The organism is Vibrio ostreae (assembly GCF_019226825.1).
GTDB lineage: Bacteria > Pseudomonadota > Gammaproteobacteria > Enterobacterales > Vibrionaceae > Vibrio > Vibrio ostreae.
In genome coordinates this window covers 287,881-303,356 of record NZ_CP076643.1, presented here as the reverse complement: position 1 = coordinate 303,356, position 15,476 = coordinate 287,881, and the positions used below count along the sequence as shown (strand labels likewise).

The 15,476-nt window shown below is 51.8% G+C and carries 11 protein-coding genes; 3 read left to right on the top strand and 8 right to left on the bottom strand.

The genetic code is table 11. From position 1 onward, the window contains the following. Positions 1 to 11: 11 nt before the first annotated feature. From flhF to sixA, 3 genes are all read right to left on the bottom strand, one after another. Entirely contained in the window at positions 12 to 1,505 is a 1,494-nt protein-coding gene (flhF, locus tag KNV97_RS07640) for a flagellar biosynthesis protein FlhF (protein WP_136482589.1), read from the bottom strand. A 78-nt stretch (positions 1,506 to 1,583) separates the two neighbouring features. Further along, positions 1,584 to 3,677 (bottom strand): flagellar biosynthesis protein FlhA, encoded by a 2,094-nt coding sequence (flhA, locus tag KNV97_RS07635; RefSeq protein ID WP_136482587.1) that lies wholly within the window; start codon positions 3,675 to 3,677, stop codon positions 1,584 to 1,586. Positions 3,678 to 4,031: 354 nt separating this feature from the next. Continuing rightward, positions 4,032 to 4,499, bottom strand: coding sequence for a phosphohistidine phosphatase SixA (sixA, locus tag KNV97_RS07630; protein WP_136482584.1), 468 nt, complete (start codon positions 4,497 to 4,499; stop codon positions 4,032 to 4,034). Positions 4,500 to 4,714: 215 nt separating this feature from the next. On the opposite strand from sixA, the gene KNV97_RS07625 reads away from it, so the two are divergent. Continuing rightward, positions 4,715 to 7,492, top strand: coding sequence for an insulinase family protein (locus KNV97_RS07625; RefSeq protein ID WP_136482582.1), 2,778 nt, complete (start codon positions 4,715 to 4,717; stop codon positions 7,490 to 7,492). A gap of 1 nt (position 7,493) precedes the next feature. Here the strand turns inward: KNV97_RS07625 and KNV97_RS07620 are convergent, their stop codons facing one another. Beyond that, the gene (locus KNV97_RS07620) at positions 7,494 to 8,111 is read right to left on the bottom strand and encodes a VOC family protein (RefSeq protein ID WP_136482580.1); all 618 of its coding nucleotides are present in this window, start codon (positions 8,109 to 8,111) and stop codon (positions 7,494 to 7,496) included. Between the two features lie 205 nt (positions 8,112 to 8,316). On the opposite strand from KNV97_RS07620, the gene argS reads away from it, so the two are divergent. Beyond that, on the top strand, positions 8,317 to 10,050 hold the full coding sequence (argS, locus tag KNV97_RS07615; protein WP_136482578.1) for an arginine--tRNA ligase: 1,734 nt from the start codon (positions 8,317 to 8,319) through the stop codon (positions 10,048 to 10,050). Between the two features lie 341 nt (positions 10,051 to 10,391). Next, complete coding sequence (locus KNV97_RS07610; protein WP_136482576.1) at positions 10,392 to 10,820, top strand: HIT family protein; 429 nt, start codon at positions 10,392 to 10,394, stop codon at positions 10,818 to 10,820. A 170-nt stretch (positions 10,821 to 10,990) separates the two neighbouring features. On the opposite strand, the gene KNV97_RS07605 is transcribed toward KNV97_RS07610, so the two are convergent. The 4 genes from KNV97_RS07605 to KNV97_RS07590 form a co-directional block, all read right to left on the bottom strand. Next, a complete protein-coding gene (locus KNV97_RS07605; protein ID WP_136482574.1) occupies positions 10,991 to 11,221 on the bottom strand; it encodes a FeoC-like transcriptional regulator in 231 nt (76 codons plus the stop codon). Further along, entirely contained in the window at positions 11,218 to 13,488 is a 2,271-nt protein-coding gene (gene feoB, locus KNV97_RS07600; protein WP_218562835.1) for a Fe(2+) transporter permease subunit FeoB, read from the bottom strand. Before feoB ends, KNV97_RS07605 begins: the two co-directional genes overlap by 4 nt. Continuing rightward, positions 13,485 to 13,715, bottom strand: a complete 231-nt coding sequence (locus tag KNV97_RS07595; protein WP_218562834.1) for a FeoA family protein — start codon at positions 13,713 to 13,715, stop codon at positions 13,485 to 13,487. Before KNV97_RS07595 ends, feoB begins: the two co-directional genes overlap by 4 nt. Before the next feature lie 525 nt (positions 13,716 to 14,240). Next, positions 14,241 to 15,380, bottom strand: a complete 1,140-nt coding sequence (locus KNV97_RS07590) for a helix-turn-helix transcriptional regulator (RefSeq protein WP_218562833.1) — start codon at positions 15,378 to 15,380, stop codon at positions 14,241 to 14,243. Positions 15,381 to 15,476 lie beyond the last annotated feature (96 nt).

The window sequence follows — 15,476 nt, the reverse complement described above, 5'->3', positions numbered from 1 at the left end:
CTGTCTGCCGCCTAGAATCTCTCTGCATCACTGTTCCAGTAGTGAGGTTCATTCTCTGTCGACTTTTCTAGTAACTCATTCGCCTTCGCCACCATGTATTTGGGCTGGGCAATCACTATGTCTTCGGGTACACGCTGACCATTGGCGATATAAGCCACTGGCAGCGAATTCTGAACAACAACACTGACAAATTCACCTAAGCTCAAACACTCATCAAGCTTAGTCATAATGCACCCCGAAAGAGGAATTCTTCTAAAGTGCTCAATGGTTTCCTGCAACACTTTGCGTTGTGCAGTTGCGGGTAATACCAGGTAACTGTGGATGACTTCGCCACTCTCCTGCATCAGGGTGTCGAGCTGCTCCGACAAACGTACATCACGCTGTCCCATACCCGCGGTATCAACCAGAATCAGACGACGATTACGCAGTTGGTATATTACATCGGCTAACTCTTTGGAATCTTTAGCGACTCTTACCGGGCAACCCATAATTCGTCCGTAAATAGACAATTGTTCGTGGGCACCGATACGGTAAGTGTCAGTGGTGACCAGGGCGACATTGTCGGAGCCGAACTCCATCGCAGCCCGGGCCGCCAGTTTAGCGACAGTCGTGGTTTTACCGACCCCGGTCGGTCCGAGCAGGGCCACCACACCACCACGCTTGAGAATATCTTGCTTAACCACCGGAACCTGATCCGACACCAGGCCCAGCAGCGCTTTCCACGCTTTCTGTGGCTGGGTGTCTTCCGGAATATAGCACGCCAGTTGATCCGCCAGATCCAGTGACACGCCCATCCGTTCCAGACGCTTTATCAGCATGGCGCGCAGCGGTTCACGTCGCTCCACTTCCTGCCACATCAGACCAGAGACCTGATGCTCGAGCAGGCGACGGATCGAGTTCATCTCTTCACGCATACCTTCCAGCTCTTCAGCGCTCAGTGAGCTCTCTTTCTGGCGCTCCCGTTCATAGCGGGAAGGATCGAGACGCGGACGGGAAGCCGGTTCAGCACGCTCTTCTCCCAGCAGTCTGGCAAGCGGTGAGTCGCTTTTGATCTGAGCGCTGCTTTCGGAGGAACGTGAGCCAGACTGACGCTTAAGTAATGCTGACAGCGAATCTTCGTTTTCAGCGCGATACGTAGGTTCTTCATCCTGAACCTCACCGCCCTGGCTGTACTGTCTGAGCATATTGGCAAAGCGCTTGGTCATTGAGCTGTCTGAGCCCGGACCTTTTTTCAGACTGACCCGGTCTTCTTCCAGCTCACGGCGTGTTGCTGCCTGTTGCAGCTTAGGCGATGCCTGAGTGCCGATATGTCTTGGCTGAGAGCCGTACGATTTGGCCGCTGCTGGGGCTGCAGCAGACGCTGTTTCCCCATCTACAGCCGCGACGATTTCGACGCCTCCTGCGACTTTTTTGTTCGACATGATCACTGCGTCTGCGCCAAGTTCTTCTTTCACTTGCAGCAGAGCGGTCCTCATGTCTTTGGCAAAAAATCGTTTAATTTTCAAAGCGGCTATCCATTATCAATGTGATGAGTCTGCAACCTTTAAACAGACATCCATTCCGGATGGAGGGAATGTCTGAACTTAGTTACCGACCGCCTGCACAATTCGAATTTGTTTCTCGTCAGGAATTTCCTGATACGACAGCACTCTCAGGTTCGGAATCGTATTCTTCACAAACTTCGCCAGCGTAGAACGCAGCACACCTGAGGTCAGCAGTACCGCCGGCTCACCTTTAAGCTCTTGCTCCTGAGTCGCCTGACTCAGAGACATCTGCAGGCGTTCTGCCAGACCCGGTTCAATACCGGCGGATTCACCACCTGAAGCCTGCATGGTTTGATGCAATATTTGTTCCAGCTCTGGTATCAGGGTGATAACGGGTAACTCTGGTTCTATGCCATTGATTTCCTGAACGATTAGTCGTTTCAGAGCGATGCGGACAGCGGCGGTCAATATGTCGGGTTCTTGACTCTTACTGGAGTATTCGGACAGCGTCTGGACTATGGTGCGGATATCACGAATCGGAATCGCTTCATGCAGCAGATTCTGCAACACCTTGACAACAACACCGAGACTGATTTGATCCGGGACAAAACCTTCCACCAGACGCGGTGCGGTGCGGCCCAGCATTTCCAGCAGGTTCTGCACTTCTTCATGCCCGATAAGCTGCGCGGCGTTGTTGGTCAGTAGCTGGCTGAGATGAGTGGCCAGCACCGTTGAGGAATCAACGACAGTGTAGCCCAGAGCCTGCGCATGCTCGCGCTGATCTTCGCGAATCCACACGGCTTCCAGGCCAAAGGCCGGATCGTAGGTCTGCTCACCGTCGATCATGCCATACACCTGACCTGGGTTGATGGCCAGCTCCTGGTCCGGACGGATTTCCGCCTCACCTACCGCGACACCCATCAGAGTAATGCGGTAACTGTTCGGCGTCAGTTCCAGGTTGTCGCGGATATGTACCGGCGGAATCAGGAAGCCAAAGTCCTGCGACAGTTTCTTGCGCACCCCTTTCACCCGCTCCAGCAGCTCTCCGCCCTGATCACGGTCAACCAGAGGAATCAGACGGTAGCCCACTTCAAGGCCGATAATATCAACCGGCTGTACGTCATCCCAGGACAGCTCTTTGGGTGGTGCGGCTTCACCTTCGATTTTGGCCGGTAACTTGGCTTCATCCGATGCTTGTTTCTGCTTACGTTGAATAAGATAAGCACCACCGCCAGCCAGGCTTGCCAGTAGCAAAAAAGCGAAATGAGGCATACCGGGCACAACCCCCATCACACCCAGTATCGCAGCGGTGATCATCAGGGCTTTCGGGTTATCGAACAACTGGAACACCACCTGTTGTCCCATGTCCTCATCGGTATTTTGACGCGTTACCATGATCGCGGCACCGATCGACAGCAGCAGCGACGGGATCTGTGCCACCAGACCGTCACCAATCGTCAGCAGGGTATAAATCTGAATCGCATCACCAAAACCGAGGTCATACTGAATCATACCAATCGACAGGCCACCGATGATGTTAATGAACAGAATCAGGATACCGGCGATGGCGTCACCTTTCACGAACTTGGACGCACCATCCATTGAGCCGTAAAAATCGGCTTCTTTGGTCACTTCAAAACGGCGCACACGAGCCTGTTCCTGATCAATCAGGCCGGCGTTCAGATCAGCATCAATCGCCATCTGCTTACCAGGCAAAGCATCGAGCGTAAAGCGAGCGCTTACTTCCGAAATACGGCCGGCACCTTTGGTCACCACCATAAAGTTGATGATCATCAGAATCAGGAACACCACCAGACCCACGGCATAGTTACCGCCAATCACCACGTTACCGAACGCCTCGATCACATTACCGGCCGCATCGCCCCCTTCATGACCATACAGCAGCACTACCCGGGTCGATGCCACGTTCAGAGCCAGACGCAACAGGGTTGCGATCAGAAGCACAGTCGGAAAAGCGGCGAAATCGAGCGGTCTGCGGGTATAGACCGTGACCAGCAGCACCACCATCGACAAGGCGATGTTGAAGGTAAAAAACAAGTCGAGCAGAAACGCCGGTATCGGCAATACCACCATTGCCAGCGTAGCCAGCACCATGACAGGCGCGCCAATCGCCGGCATGCTGCGTTGGGGAATATTGGGTAATTTGTCCGCAAATGGCAGAGTAAACTTCATAGGCCTGTAAGCATTAAGTAATTGAGTCAATCGGCGCGACTGCGCGTCGCCACAATGGTGCTGAATTGGCTTGAGGATGCAAGTTTTAGTCCAGCCATTACTGTCAAAAACTTGGCAACGAGTCGGGGGATGGTGAGATTCGGTTTGGGTGACAGGATATTGTCAGTCAGCTCAGTGGCATAATGAGCACGGCTTGCGCAACATTGGCAAAAAACAAACATCAAAAGAGATAAAAAAGCCGCGATCTGCAGCTTTTTCTCAGTTGGTATAGCAAGCGCTAGCGCCGTCGGTGTTGCTTTCTCAGCAGCTAAAAATGTCTCGGCGGCTGATACTGTCTTGGCGTTTGAAACCGGATTAAGGGTGTACGTTCCACGCCACTTTACCCTGACGGGTATGCGGATCAAAATCGATACACATCATGCCCGAAGTCGGGAACATCGGCGGTACCATATCAGCCACAAATTCTGCCGCCAGATAGCCGACCAAAGGCAGGTGGGAAACCAACAGCAGGCTCTCTATCGGCTCTACATCAACCAGAGCGGAAATATACTCAAATACATCGCTGGCCTGCCCATAGGGCGTAATATCGTCACAAATCTCAATTTGTCGTGCAGCAAAGTAACGCGACACTTCCTGCCAGGTCTGCTGAGCGCGTAAATAAGGGCTGACCAGCACCTTATCCAGATGACCCATTTGCTGTTGCTCGAGACACACCCGCGCAACCGCGACAGACTCACTGCGACCTCGGTCTGTCAGGGCTCGCTCTGCATCACTGGCTGCGTAATGATGAGCTTCGCCGTGACGCATGATAAAAATCTTCATTGTGTATAACCTACTTTGCTCAAAGACACACGGCAGTCATTGCTGCTCGCCGCCGATTATAACAGCACGCGGTGTAAAGACTTAGACCGCGGTAACAGTCTATTAAAAACGCGCTATTGGGACTACAATGACATTCTGCAAAAAAAACACCGGCTTGCATTTGCGCCGCCGTGTTTCAACGCCATAATTACACAAAGCCCCAGCGGAGAATATCTGTGCACATAAGCCCAAATGATTCAAATAGCTACCGACACCTGACTCTTTCCAACGCGTTGCGTGTGCTGTTGATCCACGATGAAAGTGCCCAGAAGTCCGCTGCCGCATTAGCCGTTAAAGTCGGCCACTTTGACGACCCGGCTGATCGCCAGGGTCTGGCTCATTATTTAGAGCACATGCTGTTTTTAGGCACGCGAAAATACCCTAAAGTGGGCGAGTTTCAAAGCGTTATTAGCCAGCACGGCGGCAGCAATAACGCCTGGACCGGTACAGAACATACGTGTTTCTTCTTTGATATTGCCCCAAACGTATTTGAAAAAGCGCTGGATCGTTTCAGTCAGTTTTTCACCGCCCCCCTGTTTAACGCGGAAGCACTCGACAAAGAGCGCCACGCGGTTGACTCAGAATATAAGCTCAAACTGAGCGATGATTCTCGTCGCTTATACCAGGTGCAGAAGGAAACGATCAATCAGGCTCATCCATTTGCCAAATTTTCCGTGGGTAACCTGGATACACTCGGTGACCGCGCGGGCAGCTCGATCCGCGATGAGATCATTGCCTTTCATCAGCAACATTATTCGGCCGATTTAATGACTCTGGTGGTGATTGGTCCGCATACACTTGATGAGCAGGAAGAGTGGGTCCGCGACAAGTTCAGCGCTATTGTAAATAACAATCTGGCTGACAAGCAGGTCGATGAACCTTTCGTTACCCGCGCGCAAACCGGTCTGCTGATTCAGGTCGAGCCGATGAAAGAAATCCGCAAGTTACTGCTCAGTTTCCCAATGCCAAGTACCGATGCGTATTATCAGCGCAAACCGCTGTCCTACTTTGCCCATCTGATTGGCTATGAAGGTGAAGGCAGTTTATTGCTGGCTCTGAAAGACAAAGGCTGGGTCACCTCCCTCTCCGCGGGCGGCGGCGCCAGCGGCAGTAATTATCGCGAATTTTCCATCAGTTGTACCCTGACGCCACTTGGCCTTGACCATGTCGACGACATCATCCGGGCGCTGTTTACCACGATAACCGAGATCCGGGACCACGGGCTGGATGAATGGCGTTATATGGAAAAGCGGGCCGTACTGGAATCGGCATTTCGTTTTCAGGAAAACTCGCGTCCGCTCGATATTGCCAGCCACCTGGTCATCAACATGCAGCACTACCGGGCAGAAGACACCATCTACGGCGACTACATGATGCAGGCCTACGATGAAGTGCTGTTGCAGGAGTTGCTGCAGTATCTGGTGCCGGATAATTTACGCGCCACCCTGATTGCTCAGGATGGGGAGTTCGATAAGCAGGCCGAATGGTATTTTACTCCTTACAGTGTCCGTCCGTTCAGTGATGATGAACTGAGCCGTTTTGCCAGCCCGGCCACTGAACTGGCACTACGCCTGCCAGGCAAAAACCCGTTCATATGTGAGCAGCTGGATCCCAAACCACTGCTCGGCACTCGCCACCTGCCCCATATCCTGCAGGACTTACCCGGCTTTCGTCTCTGGCACTTGCAGGATGCTGAGTTCCGCGTCCCTAAAGGGGTGATTTATATTGCCATCGACAGCCCCCACTCCGTGGCGACCACGCGCAATATCGTTATTACACGCCTGTGCGTGGAGATGTTTCTAGACACGCTGGCCAAAGAGACCTATCAGGCGGAAATTGCCGGTATGGGCTACAACATGTATGCCCATCAGGGCGGTGTGACTCTGACCTTATCCGGATTCAGCCAGAAGCAACCTGAGCTGATGAAAATGATCCTCGACAAATTTGCCCGGCGCGAATTCAGCCAGCCCCGTTTTGCCACCGTCAAACAACATTTATTACGCAACTGGCGTAACGCCGCGCATGACCGTCCGCTGTCGCAACTGTTCAATGCCATGACCGGTCTGCTGCAGCCCAACAATCCGCCTTACCAGCAGTTGGTCGAGGCCTTGGAAACCATTGAAGTGGGTGAACTGGCTAAGTTTGTCGAAAACATCCTGGCCGAACTGCACATTGAAATGTTTGTTTACGGCGACTGGCAGGAACAAGATGCCCACAGCATGGCAGAAGTGCTGAAAAATGCGCTGCGGATGCAGAATCAAAGCTACGAGGAATCGCTCCGGCCTCTGGTGATGCTTGGCCGTAACGGTACCTTCCAACGAGAAGTGATTTGCGATCAGGATGATTCCGCTGTGGCGGTTTATTATCAGTCGCGTGATACCGAACCGCGCAGTATTGCCCTCTATTCACTGGCCAATCATCTGATGTCGGCGACTTTCTTCCACGAAATTCGTACCAAACAGCAGTTGGGTTACATGGTCGGCACCGGCAACATGCCGCTTAACCGCCACCCTGGGATGGTACTCTACGTTCAATCCCCGAATGCTGCTCCGGCCGACTTAATCAGCTCGGTGGACGAGTTTCTTAATGCCTTCTACCTGGTGCTGCTTGAGCTAAGCGATTACCAGTGGCACAGCAGTAAACGCGGATTATGGAATCAAATCGCCACTCCGGATCAAACACTGCGCACCCGCGCGCAGCGTTTGTGGGTAGCCATAGGCAACAAAGACTGGACCTTCAACCAGCGTGAACAGGTACTGGAAGAGCTCAAAAAGCTGACGCGCTCAGATATGATCCGCTTTGTGGTCAATGAGCTCAAACCGCGTACCGCTAACCGGCTTATCATGCATACTCAGGGTAATGCTCACCATGACGCAAAGCCCCTGCAACAGGGAAAAGAAATCGGCTCGATTGAAGAGTTCCAGCTGCGACCTAAAGCATACGACCTCGGCTAACTCAGCACGCGCAGTCGGGATTCGGCGCCTGTTCCGATTCGACAATCGTTTTCAGGGTGTGGGGGTGCAGTTTGATACACACTCCCTGCCACTTAAACGCCACGGTCGGATTATTGAGCCTCTCCCCTTGGCCTTTTGGGCTGGAGAGTTTAATTGTTACGCCTTGCTCTGCTAATCCATCCCAACCCGCGGCCAGTGCCGGAAACTGTTGCTGTATATCCGCCACAAACGCCTCTGCGCTGACCGCCTGCGATGGCACAACAAACTCCACATGCTCCCAACTTTGCTCGGGATAGATTTTGCCTGGCGCCGGATACGGCAATTCCAGACACGCGATATGCCAGGGGCCAGCGGCCAGAGGCTGGTCAAATTCCAGCACAATAATCGCCCGACAGTTGATCTCGGCCGAGGAGATTTGTCGGCCGCTTTTAAGCCACTCTTGATGCGCAGCTTGCGCTAACTTCGGGTCATTAATACGCAGTGCAATATGGTCCAGAGTATGACCAGATAAATCTATATGCAAAAGAGCAGATAACTGCTGAATTTTCTGGATAAAGTCGTCAAGTTTGTCTTTCATTTGAACAGGATGAAGGCCTGATTCCATTAGCGCTTGAAGCATTTTTACTTTCCCAAACCATCTTTTATCGGCGATGGTACCAAGATTAAGCTGAAAAGTAGAAATTTTCGTAATTTTGTCCCTATAAGCCCGGTAATAAAATTGCTATGATGTGCGCCAATTTATGAACAAGATCAAGATATGCATTCACTTCTGCCGAGTGAGCTGATGCATACCGAAACAATTCCCAGAATTGAAGGACACGCAAGTGAATATCCAAGCACTGATTAATGACAAAGTATCTCAGGCTCTTGAAGCCGCTGGCGCACCTGCAGGCAGCCCTGCAGCCGTTCGCCAATCCGCAAAACCACAGTTTGGTGATTACCAGGCCAACGGCGTAATGGGCGTGGCAAAGAAATTGGGTACAAATCCGCGCGAATTCGCGCAGAAAGTCTTGGATGTTCTGGAACTGGATGGCATCGCCAGCAAAACCGAAATTGCCGGTCCTGGCTTTATCAACATCTTCCTGAGCGAAGAGTTCCTGGCTAAACAAGCGGATGTCGCTCTGGCAGATGAGCGTCTGGGTGTCGCCATCGAAGAGCAACAAACCATTGTTGCCGACTACTCAGCACCAAACGTTGCGAAAGAAATGCACGTCGGTCACCTGCGTTCAACCATCATCGGTGACGCTGTCGTTCGTACGCTTGAATTCCTCGGCCACAAAGTGATTCGTGCCAACCACATCGGTGACTGGGGTACTCAGTTCGGTATGCTGATTGCCAACCTGGAGCGCGTACAACAAGAGTCTGGTGAAGTGTCCATGGAACTGGCAGACCTGGAAAGCTTCTACCGTGAATCGAAAAAGCTGTACGACGAAGATGCAGAATTTGCTGAGCGTGCGCGTAACTACGTAGTGAAACTGCAAGGTGGAGATCAGTTCTGTCTAGATATGTGGAAAAAGCTGGTTGACGTGACCATGATTCAGAACCAGCGTAACTACGACCGCCTTAACGTTTCTCTGACCCGTGATGATGTCATGGGGGAAAGCATGTACAACGACATGCTGCCAACTATCGTGGCGGATCTGAAACAGAAAGGTCTGGCGCAGGAAGATGACGGTGCCCAAGTCGTTTACCTGGACGAATACAAAAACAAAGAAGGCGAGCCGATGGGTGTGATCATCCAGAAACGTGACGGCGGCTACCTATACACCACAACGGACATCGCGTGTGCGAAATACCGTTACGAGACTCTGGGTGCCAACCGCGTTCTCTACTTCATCGACTCACGTCAGCATCAGCACCTGATGCAAGCCTGGACCATCGTACGCAAAGCGGGCTATGTACCGGACGAAGTAAGCCTGGAGCACCATGCGTTCGGTATGATGCTGGGTAAAGACGGTCGCCCGTTCAAAACCCGTGCCGGTGGTACAGTACGTCTGGCTGATCTGCTGGATGAAGCAGAAGAGCGGGCTAAAGCACTGATTGAGTCTAAAAACGCCGAACTGAGCGCGGAAGAGAAAGCAGAAATTGCCAGCACTGTGGCGATGGCAGCGGTGAAATACGCTGACCTTTCTAAGCACCGCACTACAGATTACGTGTTCGACTGGGACAACATGCTGGCATTTGAAGGTAACACAGCCCCTTACATGCAATACGCATACACCCGTGTGGCGTCTATCTTTGCTAAAGCTGGCGTCACTCAGGACAACATCGAAGGTGATATCCAAATCACTGATGAAAAAGAGAAAGCTCTGATTGCTAAGCTGCTGCAATTTGAAGAAGCCGTGCAAATGGTATCACGTGAAGGTCAGCCACACATTCTGTGTAGCTACCTGTTTGAACTGGCGGGTCAATTCTCGAGCTTCTACGAAGCGTGCCCAATCCTGATCGCAGAAGATGCAGCAGTGAAGCAGAGCCGTCTCAAGCTGGCTGCACTGACCGCAAAAACCATCAAACAAGGTTTGTCACTGCTGGGCATCAATACGCTGGAACGTATGTAAACGCGCAACCGGCAGGCTTTGTTGTCACAAGCTTGTGGCACTAACAACCGCTGCGAAGGCTGGCCTGAGGTCAGCCTTTTTATTTGTTCGCTGTTTTTTATCTACATCGTACTGATTCTTATCGATAAGACTGGTGTTTTTATAGATAAACAGCATTGAACTCCGCCACCAACCAAGATGTTTAGCTGCTGCGTCCGAACGCGGCTTGGGGTTATAATGCTGGTACTGTGGTTGCAGTGTGTTGCCTGTCAGTCACACAGGCAGTGATCGCTTCATTACTGACCCCGTTTCCGGTTCGATGACTGCCCTATACCACCAACACGTTTGTACGGATAACTATCATGAGCTTTGAACTTCATCCTCAACTGGCCAAAGATACCGATGTGATCGGCCACTTTCCTCTTTGTGTTGCCCTGCTGCATAAAGATTCTGCCGTGCCCTGGGTTATTCTGGTGCCAAAAAAAGCCCATCTGAAAGAACTGCATCATCTGCCAATGCATGAACAGCAGCAATTTCTGCTAGAATCTCAAGCGATCAATCAGGCTCTGGAAGCCTTATTTCAACCGGATAAGCTTAATCTGGGCGCACTGGGCAACATGGTACCTCAGCTGCACATTCACCACATTGCCCGTTTTAAGGATGACATTGCCTGGCCCGGGCCTGTATGGGGAAATACTCAGGGTGAGACGCGCAGCGAAGCTGAGCAAGAGACGATGCTGCGCAAACTGCGCAGCGTATTGTCACTAAGCACTCTGTTCGTTGCTGTATAGAATGTTCGTTGCTGTATAGAATGTTTGTCGCTGTATAAAAAGTCTATCGCAAAAGAAACCGCTATTGATCACGCTTATTCTCTTGCAGGGCTGACACTTGGTCCGTAAAGACGCAAAAGCCGCCTGTTAAGCAAGCGGCTTTTGGTTATCGCAGCACTGACGTTCCGGTTCTACATCGTCACGGTCACAGACAACGCCTGCGCCTGATTAATCGCATAGCGCACCCGGGTCACATGCTGGGCGCAATTAGTATCAATAAAGCGCGAAATCACCCCTTTGCGTATCCAGACACTGAGCATGGCATCCACACCATCCTCACTCAGAGCAAAACGACGGGCTAACTCTTTCCGTGACATGGATCCGTGTTCGGCAATCGTCTGTTTCAGCTGATTAAGTATCATGCGATGGTCACCTCGAAATGTTGTTGTCGCCGCCCCGTGCGTTTCAGTAACCAGAATACCAGCAACGCAGAAGCGAGCACTGCGACAATCCATAAACTGCTGCTGAGCGGACTCTCCGCCAGATGCGCAGCCTGATTGAACAATATCGCCCCGGCGTAGGCCAGCCCCATGGTCCACACAGCAATAAAGCGCGCAAAACGGCCACCAAACTCACGAACATAAGCGCCCATCGCCGCCACACAAGGTGTATAGAGCAGAATAAATATCAGGTAGGAAAACGCCGCATAACCAGAGCTGAAATGGCTGTGCAGATTTCCGAACAATGCAGCGTCCACCTGCTGATCAGCGGCTGCCGAAGCACTATCGGTTAAGTCACCCACTTCGATCCCCAGCGGGTCACTAAAATTCAGCCCCGTCAGGTTATCGGCGATGGACCCGACCGCCTGTTGCAAGCTGGCCAGCAAATCATAGTCGGCATTATCCGATTGGGATGAGGTATAGAGATTATTAAGGGTCCCAACCACCGCCTCTTTGGCGAAGATGCCAGTAATAATACCCACGGTCGCCTGCCAGTTGTCCGCTTCAATCCCTATCGGCGCAAATACCGGCGTCACTATCTGGGCTGCTCTGGACAGGAGCGAATTACCGCTGTCCTGGTTGCCGAACGAGCCATCCGGGCCGAGCGAGTTAAGGAAGCTAAGAATGGCCACCACCATGACAATGGTCTTCCCCGCACCAAGCACGAAACGTTTGAGCTTGTGCCAGGTTTTAATCGCCACATTGCGCAGCGTCGGCAGCTCGTAATCCGGCATTTCCATTACAAAGCTGTCACTGGTACCCGGATAAAGGGTTTTCTTCAGCACCCAGCCCGTGAACACCGCAGCCACAATACCCAGGAGGTACAAACCAAACACGATGTTTTGACCGAGATCCGGAAAGAATGCCGCAGCAAACAACGCATATACCGGCAGACGCGCGCCACAGGACATGAAAGGAGCCATCGATGCAGCCAGTTTGCGTTCCCGCTCCTGATCCAGGGTTCGAGTGGCCATGATTGCCGGCACATTACAACCAAACCCAAGAACCAGAGGCACAAAGGCTTTACCCGGCAGACCAATTTTCTGCATCACCTTATCAAGCACAAAGGCGGCACGTGACATATAACCTGAGCTTTCCAGCAGGGCCAGAAACAAGTACAGACAGGCAATGACCGGGATAAAGGTCGCGACCGTCTGCACACCACCGCCAATTCCGTCCGCCAGCAGAGTCACCAGCCAAACCGGCAGATGGTCATCCAGCAGATAGTGGCCACCATCCACCAGTAATGCTCCGACACCAATATCAAAGAAGTCGATAAAAGCACTACCGATGTTGATGGAAAACATAAACATCAGGTACATCACCACAAAGAAGAACGGCACCCCGACCCATTTGTTCAGAATCACTCGGTCGGCTTTTTCGGTAAAACTGTGGCTGAGCTTACCTTCACTGCGGCGTACCTGCTGGCACAACTGGTGTAAATAGGTGTATTTACAGTCAGCAACGTGCAGATCAATATCCATTTCACTGCGCTGCTGCTCAAACACCAACTGTTCTCGCTGCGCCTGCTGCAGCATGTTAACCACCAGCAAATCATTTTCCAGCGCTCGAATCGCGAGGGCCCGGGCTGAGACCTGCTGCTCAGTAAAATCTGGTTGTAAGGCAGCAATCGCTGATTCAAAGCGCTGACCATAATCGAGTTGCAACGGCTCAAGCGCCATCCCCTGCACCAAAACGTTATGCAGCTTATCTTTGAAGCGAGCCACCTGCTGTTTGTTGTGGGCGGACAAGGTAAACACCGGACAGGCCAGCGCCTGTTGCAGCTTTTTGACATCAATGGTCTGACGTTCGCGCTTCAGAGCATCCATTTTGTTGAGTACCACCACCATAGGGCGGCCCAGCTCACGCAGCTGCAAGGTCATATATAAGCTGCGTTCCAGACAAGTCACATCCACCACATTAATGATGACGTCTGCCGGGTGAGTCAGTACCGCTCTGGATGCTATCGACTCATCAAGGCTATTAGCATCATTGCCACTGTCCAGAGCATAAATACCCGGCAGGTCAGTCAGCAGCAATTCATCACCGGCATACAGGTAGCGGCCGGTTTTCTTCTCAACCGTGACTCCGGCCCAGTTACCGACTTGCTGCCGGGCGCCGGTCAAACCATTAAATAAGGTCGTTTTACCGCTGTTTGGATTACCGACCGTCAGAATCTGATATTTCATTGCCCGCACTCCACCTCTATTGCCGCCGCAATGCTCTCACGCACCGCAATCGAAACACCTCGCACCTCGATTTGCAAAGGATCGCCCATCGGAGCATGACGAATCACTGTCACTCTGGTCGCAGGCAGCACGCCCATGACCATCAGTTTTTTTCTGACTTCCACAGACAGTCCGTTCAATGCGACGACCTGACCGGATTGGCCTGGTTGTAAATCGGATAATTTCATTGCCACGCCCGTAACTCCGCCTGAACGATAAAGCACTATTGCTAATGATAAGGATTTTCATTACTGATGAGCACAATAATAACGCTATGCCAGGGGTTAAGGCTTGCGCGAAATCAAAGATTCCAGATTCAATGCAGCCGGATGGTCAAGTGCCGGACCGGCCACTGCTGTGTGTGGAGAAACGGGGACAAAAAACCTAAAAACACCAAAATAAAACGCGGATTTATATCAAAACATATGGCTGGCGTTTTCCTCACAGCAGTTGGCGTAAATCTGCTACAGGCCGCAGTATGCCAGCTGGTAAAGTCAGTGACATCAACCGAGTCGACATTCCCGAGCAACTAGAGAATATCGCAGGTTGGCATTGCTCAGTCATCAGACACGCTGCGCCCTTAGCGCCGTGACACACAAAGCCCAGCCTTGTGTGTCACGCTTTTCTTCTCTCAGTCGTTCAACCCCATTTATACCGCGCGGGCATCCTGCCCCCGACATGAAACATCTTAAGATCATATAATGATTGTTGATTTACAGCCGATAACCGTTGGCAATATATTGACTAGGAGACAGACCATAATACTGTTTGAAACGTTGGCTGAAATAAGACGGGTCATTAAAACCACATTCGAATGCGACATCGGATACTCTGGCGCCACTACGCAACTGTAAACAGGCTTGTTCCAATCGGTAATGGGTCAGATACTCAGTGAACGTTCGGTTGGTAAGCTGCTTGAGACGGCGCTGTAAACTGCGTTCAGACAACAATAATAAACGGGCCGCCCGGGCGGTAGAAAAATCCGGTTCAGAAAAATGGACACAGACCAGTTGTTCAAGTTTGGATAACCAGTCACCTTGCGCCGTGAGTGCTGTCGTAGACGCCCCTTCACAATCATCAAGGATTTTACCGGCGCCCTGGCACGCTAAAGACCAAGACAGCTCGACCAGATTGCCCTGCTCCCCACTGCATATAATCAGCTCACCACCGGTATCTCTGGTCAGAGTAGGCAGAGATAACAGATGGCCTTCGCGATCAAACAGCATTACTTGCGCCAGGTAAGCGCAAGATAAACCGTGGTCTGAAAAACGGATAACCGCCTTCCCTGCAACAGACTGGCATTCAATTGACAGGATCTGACCAGGCGTCAGTCGCTGCAGGGTATGCGAGAAAATAGCATTGAAAATGATATCCGCGCCCCACTGGCGCAACTCAATCATCTCATCTGAGATACGGATATCACGTTCAACCTTAATTCCGGCATGCTGTAACTCGTCCTGCCAGCAGGCTCTGACGCTGGTCATTATATCGATGAGCCGATAGCTGATGTTTGGCGGCGCGGCGCGGGGAAGATCCGCCACAGTCGAACGGCTTAACCGGCCAAGGCTGCACCGTATAGCTAAATGGGCCTGCTTGCCCTGCTGCTTATCGTGACCAACACTCAACCGACTCAATGTGGGTATCAGATTGGCAATGTGGTTTTCCTGCCAGATCTCACGTACTTCGATTTGTTTCATCAATTGGCAGTTATGGTTGAGCAGCTTGCAGTTATCCTGACGCAGTCGGGCAACCTGAGTGACCAGCTCCTGCAAGTGAGCATTGCACCGACGGTGGAATCCCCACCCTATCATCATCACCCCGCCCAACAGCACCAGTATGATGGTTAGCTTCATTCTCATCTCCTACATCCGCTGAGTCCCCGGGCCGGGACTGAATGTCTGACCGGCTTATGTATTTTTAGAGTATTTCATCTAATTCTGGGGCTGACT

Coding starts and splice junctions, on each gene's coding strand:
- flhA (WP_136482587.1), bottom strand. CDS start 3,677: ATGAAGTTTACTCTGCCATTTGCGGACAAATTACCCAATATTCCCCAA.
- sixA (WP_136482584.1), bottom strand. CDS start 4,499: ATGAAGATTTTTATCATGCGTCACGGCGAAGCTCATCATTACGCAGCC.
- KNV97_RS07620 (WP_136482580.1), bottom strand. CDS start 8,111: ATGCTTCAAGCGCTAATGGAATCAGGCCTTCATCCTGTTCAAATGAAA.
- KNV97_RS07610 (WP_136482576.1), top strand. CDS start 10,392: ATGAGCTTTGAACTTCATCCTCAACTGGCCAAAGATACCGATGTGATC.
- KNV97_RS07605 (WP_136482574.1), bottom strand. CDS start 11,221: ATGATACTTAATCAGCTGAAACAGACGATTGCCGAACACGGATCCATG.
- feoB (WP_218562835.1), bottom strand. CDS start 13,488: ATGAAATATCAGATTCTGACGGTCGGTAATCCAAACAGCGGTAAAACG.
- KNV97_RS07595 (WP_218562834.1), bottom strand. CDS start 13,715: ATGAAATTATCCGATTTACAACCAGGCCAATCCGGTCAGGTCGTCGCA.
- KNV97_RS07590 (WP_218562833.1), bottom strand. CDS start 15,380: ATGAAGCTAACCATCATACTGGTGCTGTTGGGCGGGGTGATGATGATA.